At 72.3% G+C, this 14,406-nt stretch carries 11 protein-coding genes and 1 pseudogene; 4 read left to right on the top strand and 8 right to left on the bottom strand.

Annotation, left to right across the window (positions count from 1 at the left end; genetic code table 11):
* Nucleotides 1-259: 259 nt before the first annotated feature.
* Both E6R60_RS20460 and E6R60_RS20455 read right to left on the bottom strand, forming a co-directional pair.
* Nucleotides 260-2,005: a PQQ-binding-like beta-propeller repeat protein gene (locus tag E6R60_RS20460; protein WP_136328044.1), complete on the bottom strand. Its 1,746-nt coding sequence runs from the start codon at nt 2,003-2,005 to the stop codon at nt 260-262.
* A gap of 171 nt (nt 2,006-2,176) precedes the next feature.
* On the bottom strand, nt 2,177-3,991 hold the full coding sequence (locus tag E6R60_RS20455; protein WP_136328043.1) for an ABC-F family ATP-binding cassette domain-containing protein: 1,815 nt from the start codon (nt 3,989-3,991) through the stop codon (nt 2,177-2,179).
* Between the two features lie 194 nt (nt 3,992-4,185).
* On the opposite strand from E6R60_RS20455, the gene E6R60_RS20450 reads away from it, so the two are divergent.
* Nucleotides 4,186-4,839, top strand: coding sequence for a lipoprotein (locus E6R60_RS20450; RefSeq protein ID WP_136328042.1), 654 nt, complete (start codon nt 4,186-4,188; stop codon nt 4,837-4,839).
* Between the two features lie 74 nt (nt 4,840-4,913).
* Here E6R60_RS20450 and E6R60_RS20445 read toward each other — a convergent pair whose 3' ends face one another.
* The 6 genes from E6R60_RS20445 to rsmI form a co-directional block, all read right to left on the bottom strand.
* Nucleotides 4,914-5,813 carry a 4-(cytidine 5'-diphospho)-2-C-methyl-D-erythritol kinase gene (locus E6R60_RS20445; RefSeq protein WP_136328041.1) on the bottom strand — a complete coding sequence of 300 codons (900 nt, stop codon included), beginning with the start codon at nt 5,811-5,813 and terminating at the stop codon, nt 4,914-4,916.
* Nucleotides 5,810-6,682, bottom strand: a complete 873-nt coding sequence (gene rsmA / locus E6R60_RS20440) for a 16S rRNA (adenine(1518)-N(6)/adenine(1519)-N(6))-dimethyltransferase RsmA (protein WP_136328040.1) — start codon at nt 6,680-6,682, stop codon at nt 5,810-5,812. The genes E6R60_RS20445 and rsmA overlap by 4 nt, the downstream gene beginning before the upstream one ends.
* Nucleotides 6,683-6,691: 9 nt before the next feature.
* Nucleotides 6,692-7,861 carry a ubiquitin-like domain-containing protein gene (locus E6R60_RS20435; protein WP_276613993.1) on the bottom strand — a complete coding sequence of 390 codons (1,170 nt, stop codon included), beginning with the start codon at nt 7,859-7,861 and terminating at the stop codon, nt 6,692-6,694.
* A gap of 156 nt (nt 7,862-8,017) precedes the next feature.
* Nucleotides 8,018-8,899 (bottom strand): TatD family hydrolase, encoded by an 882-nt coding sequence (locus tag E6R60_RS20430; RefSeq protein ID WP_136328039.1) that lies wholly within the window; start codon nt 8,897-8,899, stop codon nt 8,018-8,020.
* 48 nt (nt 8,900-8,947) lie between these two features.
* Nucleotides 8,948-9,376, bottom strand: a complete 429-nt coding sequence (locus E6R60_RS20425) for a hypothetical protein (RefSeq protein ID WP_136328038.1) — start codon at nt 9,374-9,376, stop codon at nt 8,948-8,950.
* A 159-nt stretch (nt 9,377-9,535) separates the two neighbouring features.
* Nucleotides 9,536-10,432 carry a 16S rRNA (cytidine(1402)-2'-O)-methyltransferase gene (gene rsmI, locus E6R60_RS20420; RefSeq protein WP_136328037.1) on the bottom strand — a complete coding sequence of 299 codons (897 nt, stop codon included), beginning with the start codon at nt 10,430-10,432 and terminating at the stop codon, nt 9,536-9,538.
* Nucleotides 10,433-10,485: 53 nt separating this feature from the next.
* Here rsmI and E6R60_RS20415 point away from each other — a divergent pair, with 53 nt between their 5' ends.
* From E6R60_RS20415 to E6R60_RS20405, 3 genes and pseudogenes are all read left to right on the top strand, one after another.
* On the top strand, nt 10,486-12,264 hold the full coding sequence (locus tag E6R60_RS20415) for a phospholipid carrier-dependent glycosyltransferase (protein WP_136328036.1): 1,779 nt from the start codon (nt 10,486-10,488) through the stop codon (nt 12,262-12,264).
* Nucleotides 12,265-12,420: 156 nt separating this feature from the next.
* Nucleotides 12,421-14,070 carry a penicillin-binding transpeptidase domain-containing protein gene (locus E6R60_RS20410; RefSeq protein WP_206309467.1) on the top strand — a complete coding sequence of 550 codons (1,650 nt, stop codon included), beginning with the start codon at nt 12,421-12,423 and terminating at the stop codon, nt 14,068-14,070.
* A gap of 51 nt (nt 14,071-14,121) precedes the next feature.
* Nucleotides 14,122-14,295 (top strand): annotated as a pseudogene (locus E6R60_RS20405) (YbaK/EbsC family protein); the annotation flags it as partial.
* Nucleotides 14,296-14,406: the final 111 nt, after the last annotated feature.

Below are 14,406 nucleotides of genomic sequence, written 5' to 3'. Positions count from 1 at the left end.
AGCACGTCCCCCTTCGTGCGGTCCGGTGCCCGGTCCGGACTCCCCCGCGATCGCGCCGGAACCGAGAGGTCCGCGAAGACCCCCGAATTGCCAGCGAAATGGAGCGAATCGGGCATGGATCCCGCAGTGTTACGTCAGTCGAGCGGGGCTTCTTTGTACCACCCGGCCCGTCACGGGAGCCGGTTCGGTCCACCCCTGTGCCCAAGGGAGAACCGGCCCGTGATGCCCTCGTTACGCCGGGGCGCGCCCTGATCGGGCGTCAGTCGCCGAACACCGCCATGGATCGCTGCTCTATCTCGTCGTCGTCCGTGCCGCTGATCCTCGAGTGCGTCAGGAAGCTGCGCCCGTCGACGTAGAAGATGTGCGGGCCGAAGAAGGCGCGCTCGATGTCCGATGCCGCCGCCGGGTGCCGCAGCACCATGTCCACCTCACCGCCGGTGGAGGGCACGGAGGCGATGCCGCCCCCCTTGTTCCTGGCCGGCGCGAGATACATCAGCAGCTTGCCGCCCTCCGTCCGCAGCGGGGTGAGGGGCTGGTCGGCCGGAGAGGTGACCGACCACGCGTACTTACCGGTGGACAGGTCGAAAGCCGCGACCTTGTTCGCCGTGCCGGTCTTGATGTCGACGGCCCCGGTCGCCATGTAGAAGGTGTCCGCACCGGCGGCCACCCCGACGCAGCTGTCGAGGTTGGACCCCTGGGTCCGCTGGTCCTTGTCGCACTTCGGCGCGTAGTCGCCCGGTCCGCCGGAGAGCTGGGAGCGGTAGGTGCCGTCGGCGTTGAGCACCAGGATCCCCCACTTCTTCTCCCCCTTGAGCGAGATCACCAGGGGGTCGGCGGAGTAGATCTGCGCGACCTGCCAGCCCTTCTTGACCTTGTACGTCCACTGCACCTTGCCGGTGGCGGGGTCGATCCGCTGCACCAGGTGTTCCTTGTGGTCGTCCGCCGCCGTCTGGCAGCTCGCCGCGGCGATCGCCACGGGGCCGCTGGCGAAGCCGAACGGCTGGCAGTTGCCGGGAAGCTTCCCGAACAGGACCTTGCCGTCGCTGACCCGGAAGGCGTCGGTCCTGCTGGTGCGCCCGACGGTCACGGTGTCGCCGTTGATCGCCATCGCGAGGTCGGACAGCCCGTCCCAGGCGCCGTCACGGACGTACGCCTTGCGCCAGCCGGCCTTCCCCGTGGTGAGGTCGACCATCTGCAGGTTGTCGCAGAACGCGTCGGCCGCGGTGCTGTGCTCGATGCCCAGGACGAGCTTGCCGTCGTCGGTGGGCAGGGTGGGCGCGGCGCACGCGTTGGTGGGCAGCCGCAGGGTCCACTTGAGCGAGCCGTCGGCTATCGAGTAGCCCGTGACGGTGTGGTACATCGCCGTCACGACGGTGTCGCCGGCGAACCACGGGCCGTACACGTCCTCGCCGAGCTCCGGGAGGTCGACGCCGGCCTTCTGGAGCCAGAGGAGCTTCGACTCCCCCGGCTTGCGCTTGGCGTTGACTGCGGCGGTCTCGGCCGCGGGACTGATCGTTTCCTTGCCCTTGCCGTTCCCTCCGGTCGGGGAGGGAGAGGGCGCCGGGGGCGCGGAGCTGTGGCCGCCGCCCTTCGCGGCGGGTTTCCCGTCGTCGCCCGTGGCGAGCCAGATGCCGCCGCCCGCCAGGAGCACCACCGCGAGCAGCCCGCCAATGAGTATCCCGGCCCGCCCGCGGAACCGGCCGCCGCCGGAGGGACCGCCGGGCAGCGGGGGCTGCGTCGGACCGCCGTAACCCGGCTGCGGCTGTTGCTGCTGCGGCGGGTAGCCGTAACCGAAGCCCTGCGGCGGCTGGTTGCCGTACGGACCGGGCTGGTTGCCGTACGGGCCGGGCTGCTGCTGCCCGTACGGACCGGCCGGCTGCTGCTGTCCGTACGGACCGGCCGGCTGCGGCGGGGCGGCCGGGGGCGGATACGAGCCGGGCGGCGGGTCGTAAGGAGCTCCGAACCCGCCCTGCGGCGGCTGCTGCTGTCCGGGCGGCTGGCTCATCGGCCCGTTCCCCTGTTCCGTTGTCGTTCCGTCGGTGCCTGTGGTGCGAGCGACGCGGTCCCGTCCTCACACCGGACGGGGTTTTTTCTTTCTACCACCCGTCCCACAGACCACACCGGCCACACCGGTCACAGCAGTTGTACGGCCGTGCAGCGGAACCTCGGCTACCGGTCAGGCGTCCTCGGCCAGTTCGAGCCAGCGCATCTCCAGCACATCGCGCTCCGCGACCAGTTCGCGCAGTTCGGCGTCGAGCTTCGCGACCTTCTCGAAGTCCGTGGCGTTGTCGGCGATCTGGGCGTGCAGCGTCGTCTCGCGGGTCGACATCTTCTCGAGCTGGCGCTCGACCTTCTGGAGTTCCTTCTTGGCCGCGCGTGCCTCCTGCGGAGAGACGGCCGGTGCCTGGGCGGCCTGGGAGGCCGCGGCGGGGGCGGCGGCGGGCGTGGCCGAGGCGGCCATCTGCAGCCGTCGCTCCAGGTACTCGTCGATGCCGCGCGGCAGCATCCGCAGCGACTTGTCGCCCAGGAGCGCCAGCACCCGGTCCGTGGTCCGCTCGATGAAGAACCGGTCGTGGGAGATCACGATCATCGACCCGGGCCAGCCGTCGAGGAGGTCCTCCAGCTGGGTCAGGGTCTCGATGTCGAGGTCGTTGGTGGGCTCGTCGAGGAAGAGGACGTTGGGCTCGTCCATCAGCAGCCGCAGGATCTGGAGCCGGCGGCGCTCACCGCCCGACAGGTCCCCGACGGGGGTCCACTGCTTCTCCTTCGAGAATCCGAACTGCTCGCAGAGCTGGCCCGCGGTCATCTCCCGGCCCTTGCCGAGGTCGACGCGGTCGCGCACCTGCTGCACGGCCTCCAGGACCCGGAGGTTCGGGTTGAGTTCCGCGACCTCCTGGGAGAGGTAGGCCAGCTTGACGGTCTTGCCGACGACGATCCTCCCGGCCGCGGGCTGTGCCTCGCCCTGGGTGCGGGCCGCCTGTTCCAGCGCCCGCAGCAGCGAGGTCTTGCCCGCGCCGTTGACCCCGACCAGGCCGATCCGGTCGCCGGGGCCGAGCTGCCAGGTGAGGTGGGTGAGCAGCGTCTTGGGGCCGGCCTGGACGGTCACGTCCTCCAGCTCGAAGACGGTCTTGCCGAGCCGGGCGTTGGCGAACTTCATCAGCGCGCTGGTGTCGCGCGGCGGCGGCACGTCGGCGATCAGCTCGTTGGCCGCCTCGATGCGGTAGCGCGGCTTGGAGGTGCGGGCGGGGGCGCCGCGCCGCAGCCAGGCCAGCTCCTTGCGCATCAGGTTCTGCCGCTTGCCCTCTTCGGTGGCGGCGATCCGCTCGCGTTCGGCCCGGGCGAAGACGTAGTCGCTGTAACCGCCCTCGTACTCGTGGACCGTGCCGCGCTGGACGTCCCACATGCGGGTGCAGACCTGGTCGAGGAACCACCGGTCGTGGGTGACGCAGACCAGCGCGGAGCGGCGCGCGCGCAGATGCCCGGCCAGCCAGGCGATGCCCTCGACGTCCAGGTGGTTGGTCGGCTCGTCGAGGACGATCAGGTCCTGCTCGGCGATGAGGAGCTTGGCCAGCGCGATCCGGCGGCGCTCGCCACCGGAGAGCGGGGCGATGACGGTGTCCAGGCCGTGCTCGAAGCCGGCCAGGCCGAGACCGCCGAAGAGCCCGGTGAGCACGTCACGGATCTTGGCGCTGCCCGCCCACTCGTGGTCGGCGAGATCGCCGATGACCTCGTGCCGGATGGTGGCCTTCGGGTCGAGCGAATCGTGCTGGGTCAGGACCCCGAGGCGCAGTCCGCCGTTGTGGGTGACCCGGCCGGTGTCCGCCTCCTCCAGCTTGGCGAGCATCCGGATGAGGGTCGTCTTGCCGTCGCCGTTACGGCCGACGACACCGATCCGGTCCCCCTCGGACACACCGAGGGACACACCGTCGAGCAGTGCACGGGTGCCGTACACCTTGCTGACCTGCTCGACATTGACGAGGTTGACGGCCACAAACGCTCCAGCTCGAAGGAGAACACTGAACCTTCAGCGTAGTCGCCGCGGCGCCGGTCTCCTGACGAGCGCCCGCTCACCCGTGCGGGACGGGCCGGGCACGGCCGTTCGCGCGGCCACCGCCGTGCGGTACCTTGCGCGGATCGATCAAGCTCCGGGGCCGGTACCCGGGTCCGACCGGGGTGGGGAACTCCATGAAACGTCGTACGGTCCGCGCGCTGGCGCCCGTCCTCCTGCTGGCAGCCGTGGCGCTGACCGGCTGCTCGTCCGGGTCCGGCGACGGGGGGAAGGCGAAGGCGGACGCGAAGCCGCTCGCGTCGGGCGCGGCCGAGGCGCCCGGCAGGACCGCCGTCAAGGGCGGCACGGTCGGCGGCTCCGGTTCCGGGTGCGAGCTGCCGGTCGATTTCGAGCTGGCGCGGCACTGGAAGGCCAAGGCCGTGGTCCCGGACGAGGCGGGCTCGGAGTTCGCCGCGCTCAGCAGGCAGGGGCCGGTCGCCATGGTCTGCGAGATCGACGCGAAGCCGGCCGGGCACATCGGATTCCTGCGGGTGTGGCAGGGCGACGACGAGGGGAGCACGGCGCGCCGGGCGCTGGAGGGCTTCGTGAAGGCCGAGGAGAACGCCTCGGAGATCGCGTACGCGGAAACGACGGCCGGGAAGCTGGCCGTGACCGAGGTCGCCTACACGGTCCACAGCAAGCTCATGGACGAGTCGCGCCCGGTGCACGCCTTCGCCGTCGCCACCCCGAAGGGGCCGGTCGTGGTGCACCTGGGCGGGCTGGACGCGACGGAGCACGAGGGCATGCTGCCGGCGTTCGAGCTGGCGAAGGGCACCGTGCGGCTCGGCTGAGCCGGGCCCCGGGGGCCGTCCCCCCGGCCCTCGCGCTCAGCGCAGGACTGCCCCCGGCGCCCCGGCCCCCGCGCTCAGCACAGGGTCGCCCCCGGCGCCGGCGACACCGCGGTGCGGGCCGTGCGGCAGGTGCCCGAGGCGGTGAGCGCGTCGGCGAGGGCGCGGGCCGCTGCCTCGTCCTCGGCGAGGAAGGCGGTGGTCGGCCCCGATCCCGAGACCAGGGCGGCCCGTGCGCCCGCGACGGTGCCCGCGGCGAGGGTGCGGGCCAGCGAGGGGCGCAGCGACAGCGCCGGGGCCTGCAGGTCGTTGCTGAGGGCTCCGGCGAGGGCGGCGGTGTCACCGGACCGCAGGGCGTCCAGGAGCGTGGGGGACACGACGGGGGCGGGAACGCGGGTGCCTGCCGTGAGGCGGTCGAACTCGCGGTAGACCGCGGGAGTGGAGAGGCCGCCGTCGGCGACCGCGAAGACCCAGTGGAAGGTGCCGCCCACCTCGACGGGGGTGAGCTGCTCCCCGCGGCCGACGCCGAGGGCCGCCCCGCCGACCAGGCTGAACGGCACGTCGCTGCCCAGCCCGGCGCAGAGGGCGAGGAGCTCGTCGCGGGTGGAGCCGGTGTTCCAGAGCGCGTCGCACGCCAGCAGCGCGCCGGCCGCGTCCGCGCTGCCGCCCGCCATGCCGCCCGCGACGGGGATGTCCTTGGCGATGTGGATGTGGACGTCCGGGGCGATGCCGTGCCGTGCGCCCAGCGCGGTCGCGGCGCGGGCGGCGAGGTTGGAGGCGTCCAGCGGCACCTGGGAGGCGTCAGGGCCCGAGCAGGTGACGCGCAGCGCGTCGGCCGGGGTGACGGTGACCTCGTCGTACAGGCCGACGGCGAGGAAGACGTTGGCGAGGTCGTGGAAGCCGTCGGGGCGCGCGGCGCCGACCGCGAGCTGGACGTTGACCTTGGCGGGTACCCGGACGGTGACGCTCTGGCTCATGCGGTGGGCTCCGGCTTGTTCTCGGCGATGGCGGCGAACTCCTCGACCGTGAGGGCCTCGCCGCGGGCCTGCGGCGAGATCCCGGCCGCGACGAGGGCCGCTTCGGCGGCGGGTGCGGAGCCCGCCCAGCCGGCGAGGGCCGCGCGCAGCGTCTTGCGGCGCTGGGCGAAGGCGGCGTCGACGACCGCGAAGACCTCGGCCTTGCTCGCGGTCGTGGCGACGGGCTCGGTCCTGCGCACCAGCGACACGAGCCCGGAGTCGACGTTCGGCGCGGGCCAGAACACCTTGCGCCCGATGGAACCGGCGCGCTTGACGTCGGTGTACCAGTTGGCCTTGACCGAGGGCACGCCGTAGACCTTGTTGCCGGGCCTGGCGGCCAGCCGGTCGGCTACCTCGGCCTGCACCATGACCAGGGTCCGCTCGATGCTGGGGAAGCGGTCGAGCATGGTGAGGAGCACGGGCACCGCGACGTTGTACGGGAGGTTGGCGACCAGGGCGGTCGGCGGCGGCCCCGGCAGTTCCCGCACGAGCATGGCGTCGGAGTGGACGAGGGCGAACCGGTCGGCGCGCCGGGGCATCCTGGCGGCGACGGTGGCCGGCAGGGCGCCCGCCAGCACGTCGTCGATCTCGACGGCGACGACGCGGTCGGCCGCCTCCAGCAGCGCCAGGGTCAGCGAGCCCAGGCCGGGGCCGACCTCCACCACCACGTCGTCCGGGCGGACCTCCGCGGTGCGCACGATCCGGCGGACCGTGTTGGCGTCGATGACGAAGTTCTGGCCACGCTGCTTCGTGGGGCGTACGCCCAGCGTCGCGGCCAGCTCGCGGATGTCTGCGGGGCCCAGGAGGGCGTCGGGCTCTGTGGTGCTCACCCGTTAAGCCTACGGCCGCCGGGCGGGCGCGGGGCCCGCCCCCCGGGGCCCGGTGCCGGCCTTCACGACCCGGCTGACCGGTTCCCGTACGACCTCGGTGGCCAGCACCCGGGGTTTCTGCCGGACGCCGTTGACGGTCCGCACGGCGTACATCACACGGCGCGAACCGTCGCGCCCCTCGCGCTCGACCACCTCCGTGCCGGCGGGCAGGTCCCCGTCCCCGGTCCGTTCGACGGCGTACGGCAGCAGTTCCTCGCGCACCACCCTGGTGGTCGCGATCCGGAGCACGGAGACGGTCTGGCCCTCGCGCGGGAAGCTGTCCGGGGCGACGGAGGTGGTGTCCTCGCCGTGCAGGACGACGCCGGCCCGGGCGACGGCCTCCCGGACGGTCGCGGCGTTGGTGCGGACGGTGTGCTCACGGCCGTCGGCCATCACGGTGACGGTGCGTTCGGTGCGGACGTCCAGGGTGACTCCGGTGCGGCCGATGGGCGCGGCACGGGAGACGGAGACGTAGGCGCCGTCGGCCGGCACGCCCAGCCGGCGCAGGGCCGCGCCGACGGTGGGCTCCGAGGTCCAGACCCGGCGCCGCACCCCGTCGAGGGTGAGCGTCACCGGGCGCGGGCCGCCGACGGTGATCACGTCGCCGTCGCCGAGCCGGGTGCCGGGCGGCGGGGAGACCGCCGCGGCGCCGGCGTCGATGCCCTGTTCGGCGAGGAGTTCGCCCACGTCGTCCGCGAAGGTGTGCAGGGTGCGGGACTCACCGTCGACGTCCAGCGTCACCGCCTTGTCCTCGGCGACGAACGCGGTCGTCCCGCCCGCCAGGACCGCGACCACGAGGGCCCGCGGCACCAGGCGGCGCAGCTGCTCGGGACCGGCGGACGCCCGCCGCCTGCCGCCCCGCCGCGCTCCGGCCCTGCCGCCGGGGGCCGGCACGGTGAGGGCGGTGACGGTCGGGGCCTGGGCGAGGCGGACCGCGCCGCCGGTCGCGTCCCCGGTCCGCCCCGCCGGCGCGTCGACGAGGGTCGGCGTGGGCCGGGGCCGGGCGGCGAGCGTCAGCTCCTCGTGCGGCGGTACGGGGGACGGGCCGGGGACGACGGCGGTGACGGGCCCGCGCGGACCGGCCGCGGCCGCGCGCCCCCTGCCGCGTGCTGCACGGTGACTGCCCTGCGAATTGCTCACGACGCTCGCTCCAGAAGATCCGTACCGGCCGGCTCGCCCTTGGCGCCCGGGACGATAGCGGAGGTGGCGTCACTCTCCAAAGTGGCGCGACTACAGAGCGTCGCACACAGGGGGGCGGTGGTCGTACGAGACGGCTCGGCGGTCGTGCGCCAGGGGTCAGTAGTCGAACGCGCGTGCCGTGTTGTCCGCGATCGCGGACGCCATGGTGTCCTCGTCGACGCCCTGGACGGCCGCCATGGCGCGCAGCGTGACCGGAATCAGGTACGGCGCGTTAGGCCGTCCGCGGTACGGGGCGGGGGTGAGGAAGGGCGCGTCCGTCTCGACCAGGACCAGTTCCCTCGGCGCCACGGCCAGCGCGTCGCGCAGCGGCTGGGCGTTCTTGAACGTCATGTTGCCCGCGAACGACATGAAGTACCCGGCGTCCGCGCAGACGCGGGCCATGTCGGCGTCGCCGGAGTAGCAGTGGAAGACGGTCCGCTCGGGGGCGCCCGCGTCGGCCAGGATGCGCAGCACGTCGGCGTGCGCCTCCCGGTCGTGGATGACGAGCGCTTTGCCGTGCCGTTTGGCGATCTCGATGTGGGCCCGGAAGGACTCCTCCTGGGCGGCCATGCCCTCGGGGCCCGTGCGGAAGTAGTCGAGTCCCGTCTCGCCGACGGCGCGTACGTGGTCCAGCGCGGCCAGCGCGTCGATCTCGGCGAGCGCCTCATGGAGTGCGGCGGCTCCGCCGCCCTCGCGCCCGCCCGGCCGCGACCGGTCTCCCCCGGAGGCGCCCCCCTGGTCCCCGTGCACGATCCGCGGGGCCTCGTTGGGGTGCAGCGCCACGGCCGCGTACACGCTCGCGTGCGCGGCGGCGGTCTCGGCCGCCCAGTGGGAGCCCTTCACGTCGCAGCCCACCTGGATCACGGTCGTCACGTTCACCGCGGCGGCCCTGGCCAGGGCCTCCTCGACGGTGCCGTCCTGCATGTCCAGGTGGGTGTGCGCATCGGCGACCGGCACCCGGAGGGGCTCGGGCAGCGGCGGGGCTTCGGTACGGCTCATGGCCACGATCGTACGAGGACCGCGGCCGGCGGGGTCACCGTGCGGGCGTCACCGGCGATGGAAGGGGTGGAGCAGGTCGGAGAGGTGCCAGTGGTGGCCGCTCGTCGGCGCGGCCGTGGCGGCCACGCGATCGTCCTTAGACGGCTCGACGGGCTGCGGCGGGCCGCCGGGCGCCTGCGCGCCGGCCTTGTCCCGGCTTCCCGACCCGTAGCCCCGGCCCTGGTTCCGGAGCAGCTGCTGGACCGTAGAGACGCGGCCGGCCCGCATGATCCGTACGACGTGCCCGCCGCAGTTCGTGCACGTCGGGGTGGAAAGCGGCGACGGCACGCGTTCGCCGTCGGCCTTGTAGACGACGAATGCGTGGTGGGAGGCGTCGACGTGGTGCTCTATTTCATAGGCCTGTTCCCAGCCGTGTCCGCACCTCATGCAGGCGAAGGCATACGCCTCGTGCACGGTGGTTGCTGCGATGTCGCTCATGCCTGCTCCTCTTGTCCGCCGGACAAGCACTCCGGAGAATGCGTCCTGGATCCAGTGGACGCCTTTACCGGCGGGAGCGCACCGGCCCCTGTCGAGTGTTGGAGCGGTTTTGGCCTTCTCGTGGCAAAAGGGCCCGGAACGCGGCTCGCGCTTTGCCTTTCAGAGTAGTCCTTTGACGTCCCCCGGGCCGGTCCGAGCCACATTCTTTGCTGCGACGACCGCGTCGAACACCTCGCGTTTGGGCAGCCCCGCCGCCGCGGCGACGGCGGCGATCGCCTCCTTGCGCCGCTCCCCCGCCTCCTCGCGCACCTGCACCCTGCGCACCAGTTCCCCGGCGTCGAGTTCCTCGGCCCCGGAGTCGGGCGCGCCCTCGACGACGACGGTGATCTCGCCGCGTACGCCCTCGGCCGCCCAGACGGCGAGCTCGCCCAGGGGACCGCGCTTCACTTCCTCGTACGTCTTGGTCAGCTCGCGGCACACCGCTGCGCGCCGCTCGGCGCCGAAGATCTCGGCCATCGCGGCGAGGGTGTCGTCGAGCCGGTGCGGGGCCTCGAAGAAGACCATCGTGCGGCGCTCACCGGCGACCTCCCGGAGCTTGCCGAGGCGCTCACCGGCCTTGCGGGGCAGGAAACCCTCGAAGCAGAACCGGTCCACGGGCAGCGCGGACAGGGCGAGCGCGGTGAGCACCGCCGACGGGCCCGGCACGGCGGTGACCTTGATGTCCTTCTCCACGGCCGCGGCGACCAGCCGGTAGCCGGGATCGGACACGGACGGCATCCCGGCGTCCGTGACCAGCAGCACGCGGGCGCCGCCGAGGAGCGCCTCGACGAGTTCGGGCGTGCGGGCGGACTCGTTGCCCTCGAAGTAGGAGACGACACGCCCCGTCGTGTGGATGCCCAGCGCCTGGGTCAGCCGGCGCAGCCGGCGGGTGTCCTCCGCGGCGACGACGTCGGCCGTCTCCAGTTCGGCGGCGAGGCGTGGCGGGGCGTCCGCCACGTCGCCGATGGGGGTCCCTGCGAGTACCAGCGTTCCAGTCGTTCCAGTCACAACGTCCATCCTCCCAGCACGGGCGACACCACTCGCACAGACGCGTTCCCTACGATGGCGCGGTGACGAGTACTGCGCCCGAAGCCCGGCAGGGCCAAGACGCCGGGGAAGAGCACGGCCCGGAGCCGACTTCCTGGCAGCAGCGGCTGCGCCGCTTCGGCCATTTCCCGCGCCCCGGTATCGGGTTGCGGGAGCGGCTGGTTCCGCCGTACACCCGCCCCGGGGGGCAGTTGTGGGCGGTGCTCGGGGTGCCCCCGCTGCTCGCCGACCGCCTGGTGCGCTGGTCGGCGTGGGGCGGTCCGCTGCTGGTGGCGGCCGTCGCCGGGGTGCTGCGGTTCTGGAAGCTGGGCCGCCCGCACGCGGTGATATTCGATGAGACGTATTACGCCAAGGACTCCTGGGCGCTCATCAAGCAGGGCTACGAGGGCTCGTGGCCCAAGGACGTCGACAAGCTGATCCTCAACGATCCGTCGCAGGTGCCGGTCCCGACGGATCCGGGATATGTGGTGCACCCGCCGGTCGGCAAATGGATCATCGGCATCGGTGAGCAGCTCTTCGGCTTCACGCCGTTCGGCTGGCGTTTCATGGTGGCCGTGCTCGGCACCCTGTCGGTGCTGATGCTGTGCCGGATCGGGCGCAGGCTGTTCCGCTCGACGTTCCTGGGCTGTCTGGCGGGCGGGCTGCTCGCGGTGGACGGGCTGCACTTCGTGATGAGCCGCACCGCGCTGCTCGACCTGGTGCTGATGTTCTTCGTGCTGGTCGCGTTCGGCTGTCTGCTGACCGACCGGGACTGGGCGAGGCGCAGGCTCGCCGCCGCGCTGCCGGTCGACGAGGACGGCGTGCTGCGGCCGGATGCCGATATCGCCGAGGGGCTGCGGCTCGGCTGGCGGCCGTGGCGGATCGCGGCCGGGATCTCGCTGGGGCTGGCCTTCGCGACGAAGTGGAACGGGCTGTACATCATGGTCGCCTTCGGCCTGATGACGGTCCTGTGGGACGTGGGCGCGCGGCGGACGGCGGGGGCGGTGCAGCCGTACAAGGCGGTGCTGAAGCGGGATCTGCTGCCGGCGTTCGTCTCCACGGTGCCGGTCGCGGTCCTCACGTACCTCGCCTCGTGGACCGGCTGGATCATCCACGACGACCCCGCCCGCCACGGCTACTACCGGGACTGGGCGGCGACCGACGGGAAGGGCGGCAGCTGGACCTGGCTGCCGGACTGGCTGCGCAGCCTGTGGCACTACGAGAACCAGGTCTACGAGTTCCATGTGAACCTGACGTCCGGGCACACCTACCAGTCCAATCCCTGGAGCTGGATCGTGCTGGGCAGGCCCGTCTCCTACTTCTACGAGGAGCAGAACGGCTGCGTCCAGTCGTCGACGGGCAAGTGCGCGCGCGAGGTCCTGGCGATCGGCACGCCCCTGCTGTGGTGGGCCGCGTGCTTCGCCCTGCTGTACGTGCTGTGGCGCTGGCTCTTCCGCCGCGACTGGCGCGCGGGCGCGATCGCGTGCGGGGTGGCGGCGGGATGGGTGCCGTGGTTCCTGTACCAGGAGCGCACCATTTTCCTTTTCTACGCGGTCGTGTTCGTTCCCTTCCTCTGCCTCGCCGTCGCGATGATGATCGGCGCGATGCTCGGTCCGGCGGCGGGTGCCGGAGCGAAACACGAACTGGGCCTGGCGAAGGATGATCCTTCGGGTGAACGGCGCCGGACCGTGGGGGCCGTCGCAGCCGGTGTGCTGGTGCTTCTGATCATCTGGAATTTCATCTATTTCTGGCCGCTCTATACCGGGACTTCGATTCCGGAGGATTCCTGGCGGGACCGGATGTGGCTGGATACCTGGATTTGACCGTTCTGTTCACCGGCCTGTTCGGCGGTCCGTTCCCGCCGGGCCGGATCGCATTCCGATAACAACCGGCTCCTCCGTCACGGCGGTCCCGTAAAGTGCCGGGAAAAGCCCCCTTGAACATGTTCAAGGGGGCCTCCTGGGGAGGGGGACTGCGGGATGCGCAGCGGAGTGAAGGTAGCCGTCGTCAGCGGGGTGTTCGCGGTCGTGGCCGGCGGGGTCGGGTACGGGGCGTACAACGTCCTGGACGGGCTCGGCGACAGCGGTGTCGGGGGCGGGTCGGACGCGAAGGCCAGCTCGTCCGAGGTGAAGACGGGCCCGGTCACGGAGGACGAGATAGCCGAGACGTCGAAGAAGTTCCTCGCCGCGTGGGCGAAGGGCGACGCGGCCGACGCGGCCGGACTCACGAACAACAAGGGCGACGCCGAACCGGCCCTGGCCGCGTACGGCGAATCCGCCCACGTCACCAAGGCCGTGATCACCCCGGGCCCGGCGACCGGCTCCAGGGTTCCGTACACGGTCGAGGCGACCGTCTCCTACGAGGGGAGGACGAAGCCCTGGTCGTACGCCTCCGAGCTCACCGTCGTACGCGGACTGACGACGGGCAACCCGCTCGTCGACTGGGCGCCCTCCGTCATCCACCCGGAGCTGGACGAGGGCGAGTCGCTCGAGACCGGCGAGTCGAAGACCGCGTCGATCGAGGCGGTCGACCGCAAGGGCAACGTCCTCACCAAGGAGAAGTACCCGTCGCTGGGCGGCATCCTGGAAGAGCTGCGCGAGAAGTACGGCGAGAAGGCCGGCGGCACCACGGGCATCGAGACGTGGATCAACAGCGCGAGCGCCGACGGCCCGGACCAGACGCTGCTCACGCTGGTCAAGGGGAAGCCGGGCCGGGTCCCGACCACGCTGGACGCGGGAATCCAGGCGGCGGCGGAGAAGGCCGTGAAGAAGTTCGACAAGTCGTCCGTGGCGGCCGTCGAACCCTCGACGGGTGCGATCCGCGCCCTCGCCAACAACCCGGCGAGCGGCTTCGAATCGGCCCGGTTCGCCGCCGTGGCCCCCGGCTCGACGATGAAGATCGTGACGGCCGCGATGATCATCCAGAACGGACTGGGCAGCGCGAACGGGCCGGTCGAGTGCCCGTCCGACGTGACCTGGCTGGGCGTGCCCTTCCACAACCTGGACAACTTCTCGATGCCGCACCCCACCTTGAAGACGGCCTTCGCCCGGTCCTGCAACACCGCGTTCATCAAGCCGGTGAAGCCGCTGGGCGACAAGGCCGACACGGCGCTCGTCAACGAGGCCTCGCAGTACTTCGGGATCGGCCGGAACTGGCAGGCCGGCATCAAGACGGTCGACGGCTCCGTGCCGCCCTCCGAGGGGGCGGAGACCGCCGCGTCGTACATCGGCCAGGGCAAGATCCAGATGAACCCGCTGAACATGGCGTCCATCACCGCCACCGCCGTCAACGGCCGGTTCCTGCAGCCCTACATCGTCCCGAAGGAGCTGGACAACCGGAAGTTCGCCACCGCGAGCCCCCTGCCGGGCGATGTGTCGGCGCAGCTGAAGCAGATGCTGAGATACACCGCCACGAACGCGGAGGGCACCGCCACGCGCGCGATGGCCGGCGTGGGCGGTGACAAGGGCGCGAAGACGGGCTCGGCGGAGATCGGGGGCCAGGCCACGTCCGACAGCTGGTTCACCGGATTCAGCAACGACCTCGCGGCGGCGGCCCTCGTCCAGTCCGGCGGCCACGGCGGGGACGCGGCCGGTCCGGTCGTCGCGGACGTCCTGCTCGCGGGGCCGTGACCGCCGGAACTCGATCGCACGGCCCGGGCGAGGGCCCATAGCGTGCGGGGCATGAGCACTTCCGACGCCCCCGCCCCGACGGGCGACGACACCTCCGCCGCCCACCCCCGATTCGCCGAGGCCCCGCGCGCACTCGGTCTCGACGTCGAGATCCGCCGCTTCCCGGAGGCCACCCGCACCGCGGCCGAGGCCGCCGCCGCCCTCGGCTGCGGCCTCGGCGAGATCTTCGACCGGCGGCACGGTGGTGGACGTCCGGGAGAAGACCGCGTGACGCCGCTCGTCGCCCTGGCCGTCCTGACGGCCGCCTTCACGCACGCCGGCTGACGCCGCACACGA

The sequence above is a fragment of the Streptomyces sp. A0642 genome (genome assembly GCF_004795105.1).
In the GTDB taxonomy this organism is placed as follows: domain Bacteria; phylum Actinomycetota; class Actinomycetes; order Streptomycetales; family Streptomycetaceae; genus Streptomyces.
Note: the sequence above shows the minus strand (reverse complement) of the source record. Positions and strands in the feature narration are given on the sequence as shown.

Excerpts from the sequence above, each read along its gene's own strand:
- E6R60_RS20460 (WP_136328044.1), bottom strand. The coding sequence starts at position 2,005 with ATGAGCCAGCCGCCCGGACAGCAGCAGCCGCCGCAGGGCGGGTTCGGA.
- rsmI (WP_136328037.1), bottom strand. The coding sequence starts at position 10,432 with ATGGACGTTGTGACTGGAACGACTGGAACGCTGGTACTCGCAGGGACC.
- E6R60_RS20450 (WP_136328042.1), top strand. The coding sequence starts at position 4,186 with ATGAAACGTCGTACGGTCCGCGCGCTGGCGCCCGTCCTCCTGCTGGCA.
- E6R60_RS20425 (WP_136328038.1), bottom strand. The coding sequence starts at position 9,376 with ATGAGCGACATCGCAGCAACCACCGTGCACGAGGCGTATGCCTTCGCC.
- E6R60_RS20430 (WP_136328039.1), bottom strand. The coding sequence starts at position 8,899 with ATGAGCCGTACCGAAGCCCCGCCGCTGCCCGAGCCCCTCCGGGTGCCG.
- E6R60_RS20410 (WP_206309467.1), top strand. The coding sequence starts at position 12,421 with ATGCGCAGCGGAGTGAAGGTAGCCGTCGTCAGCGGGGTGTTCGCGGTC.
- E6R60_RS20445 (WP_136328041.1), bottom strand. The coding sequence starts at position 5,813 with ATGAGCCAGAGCGTCACCGTCCGGGTACCCGCCAAGGTCAACGTCCAG.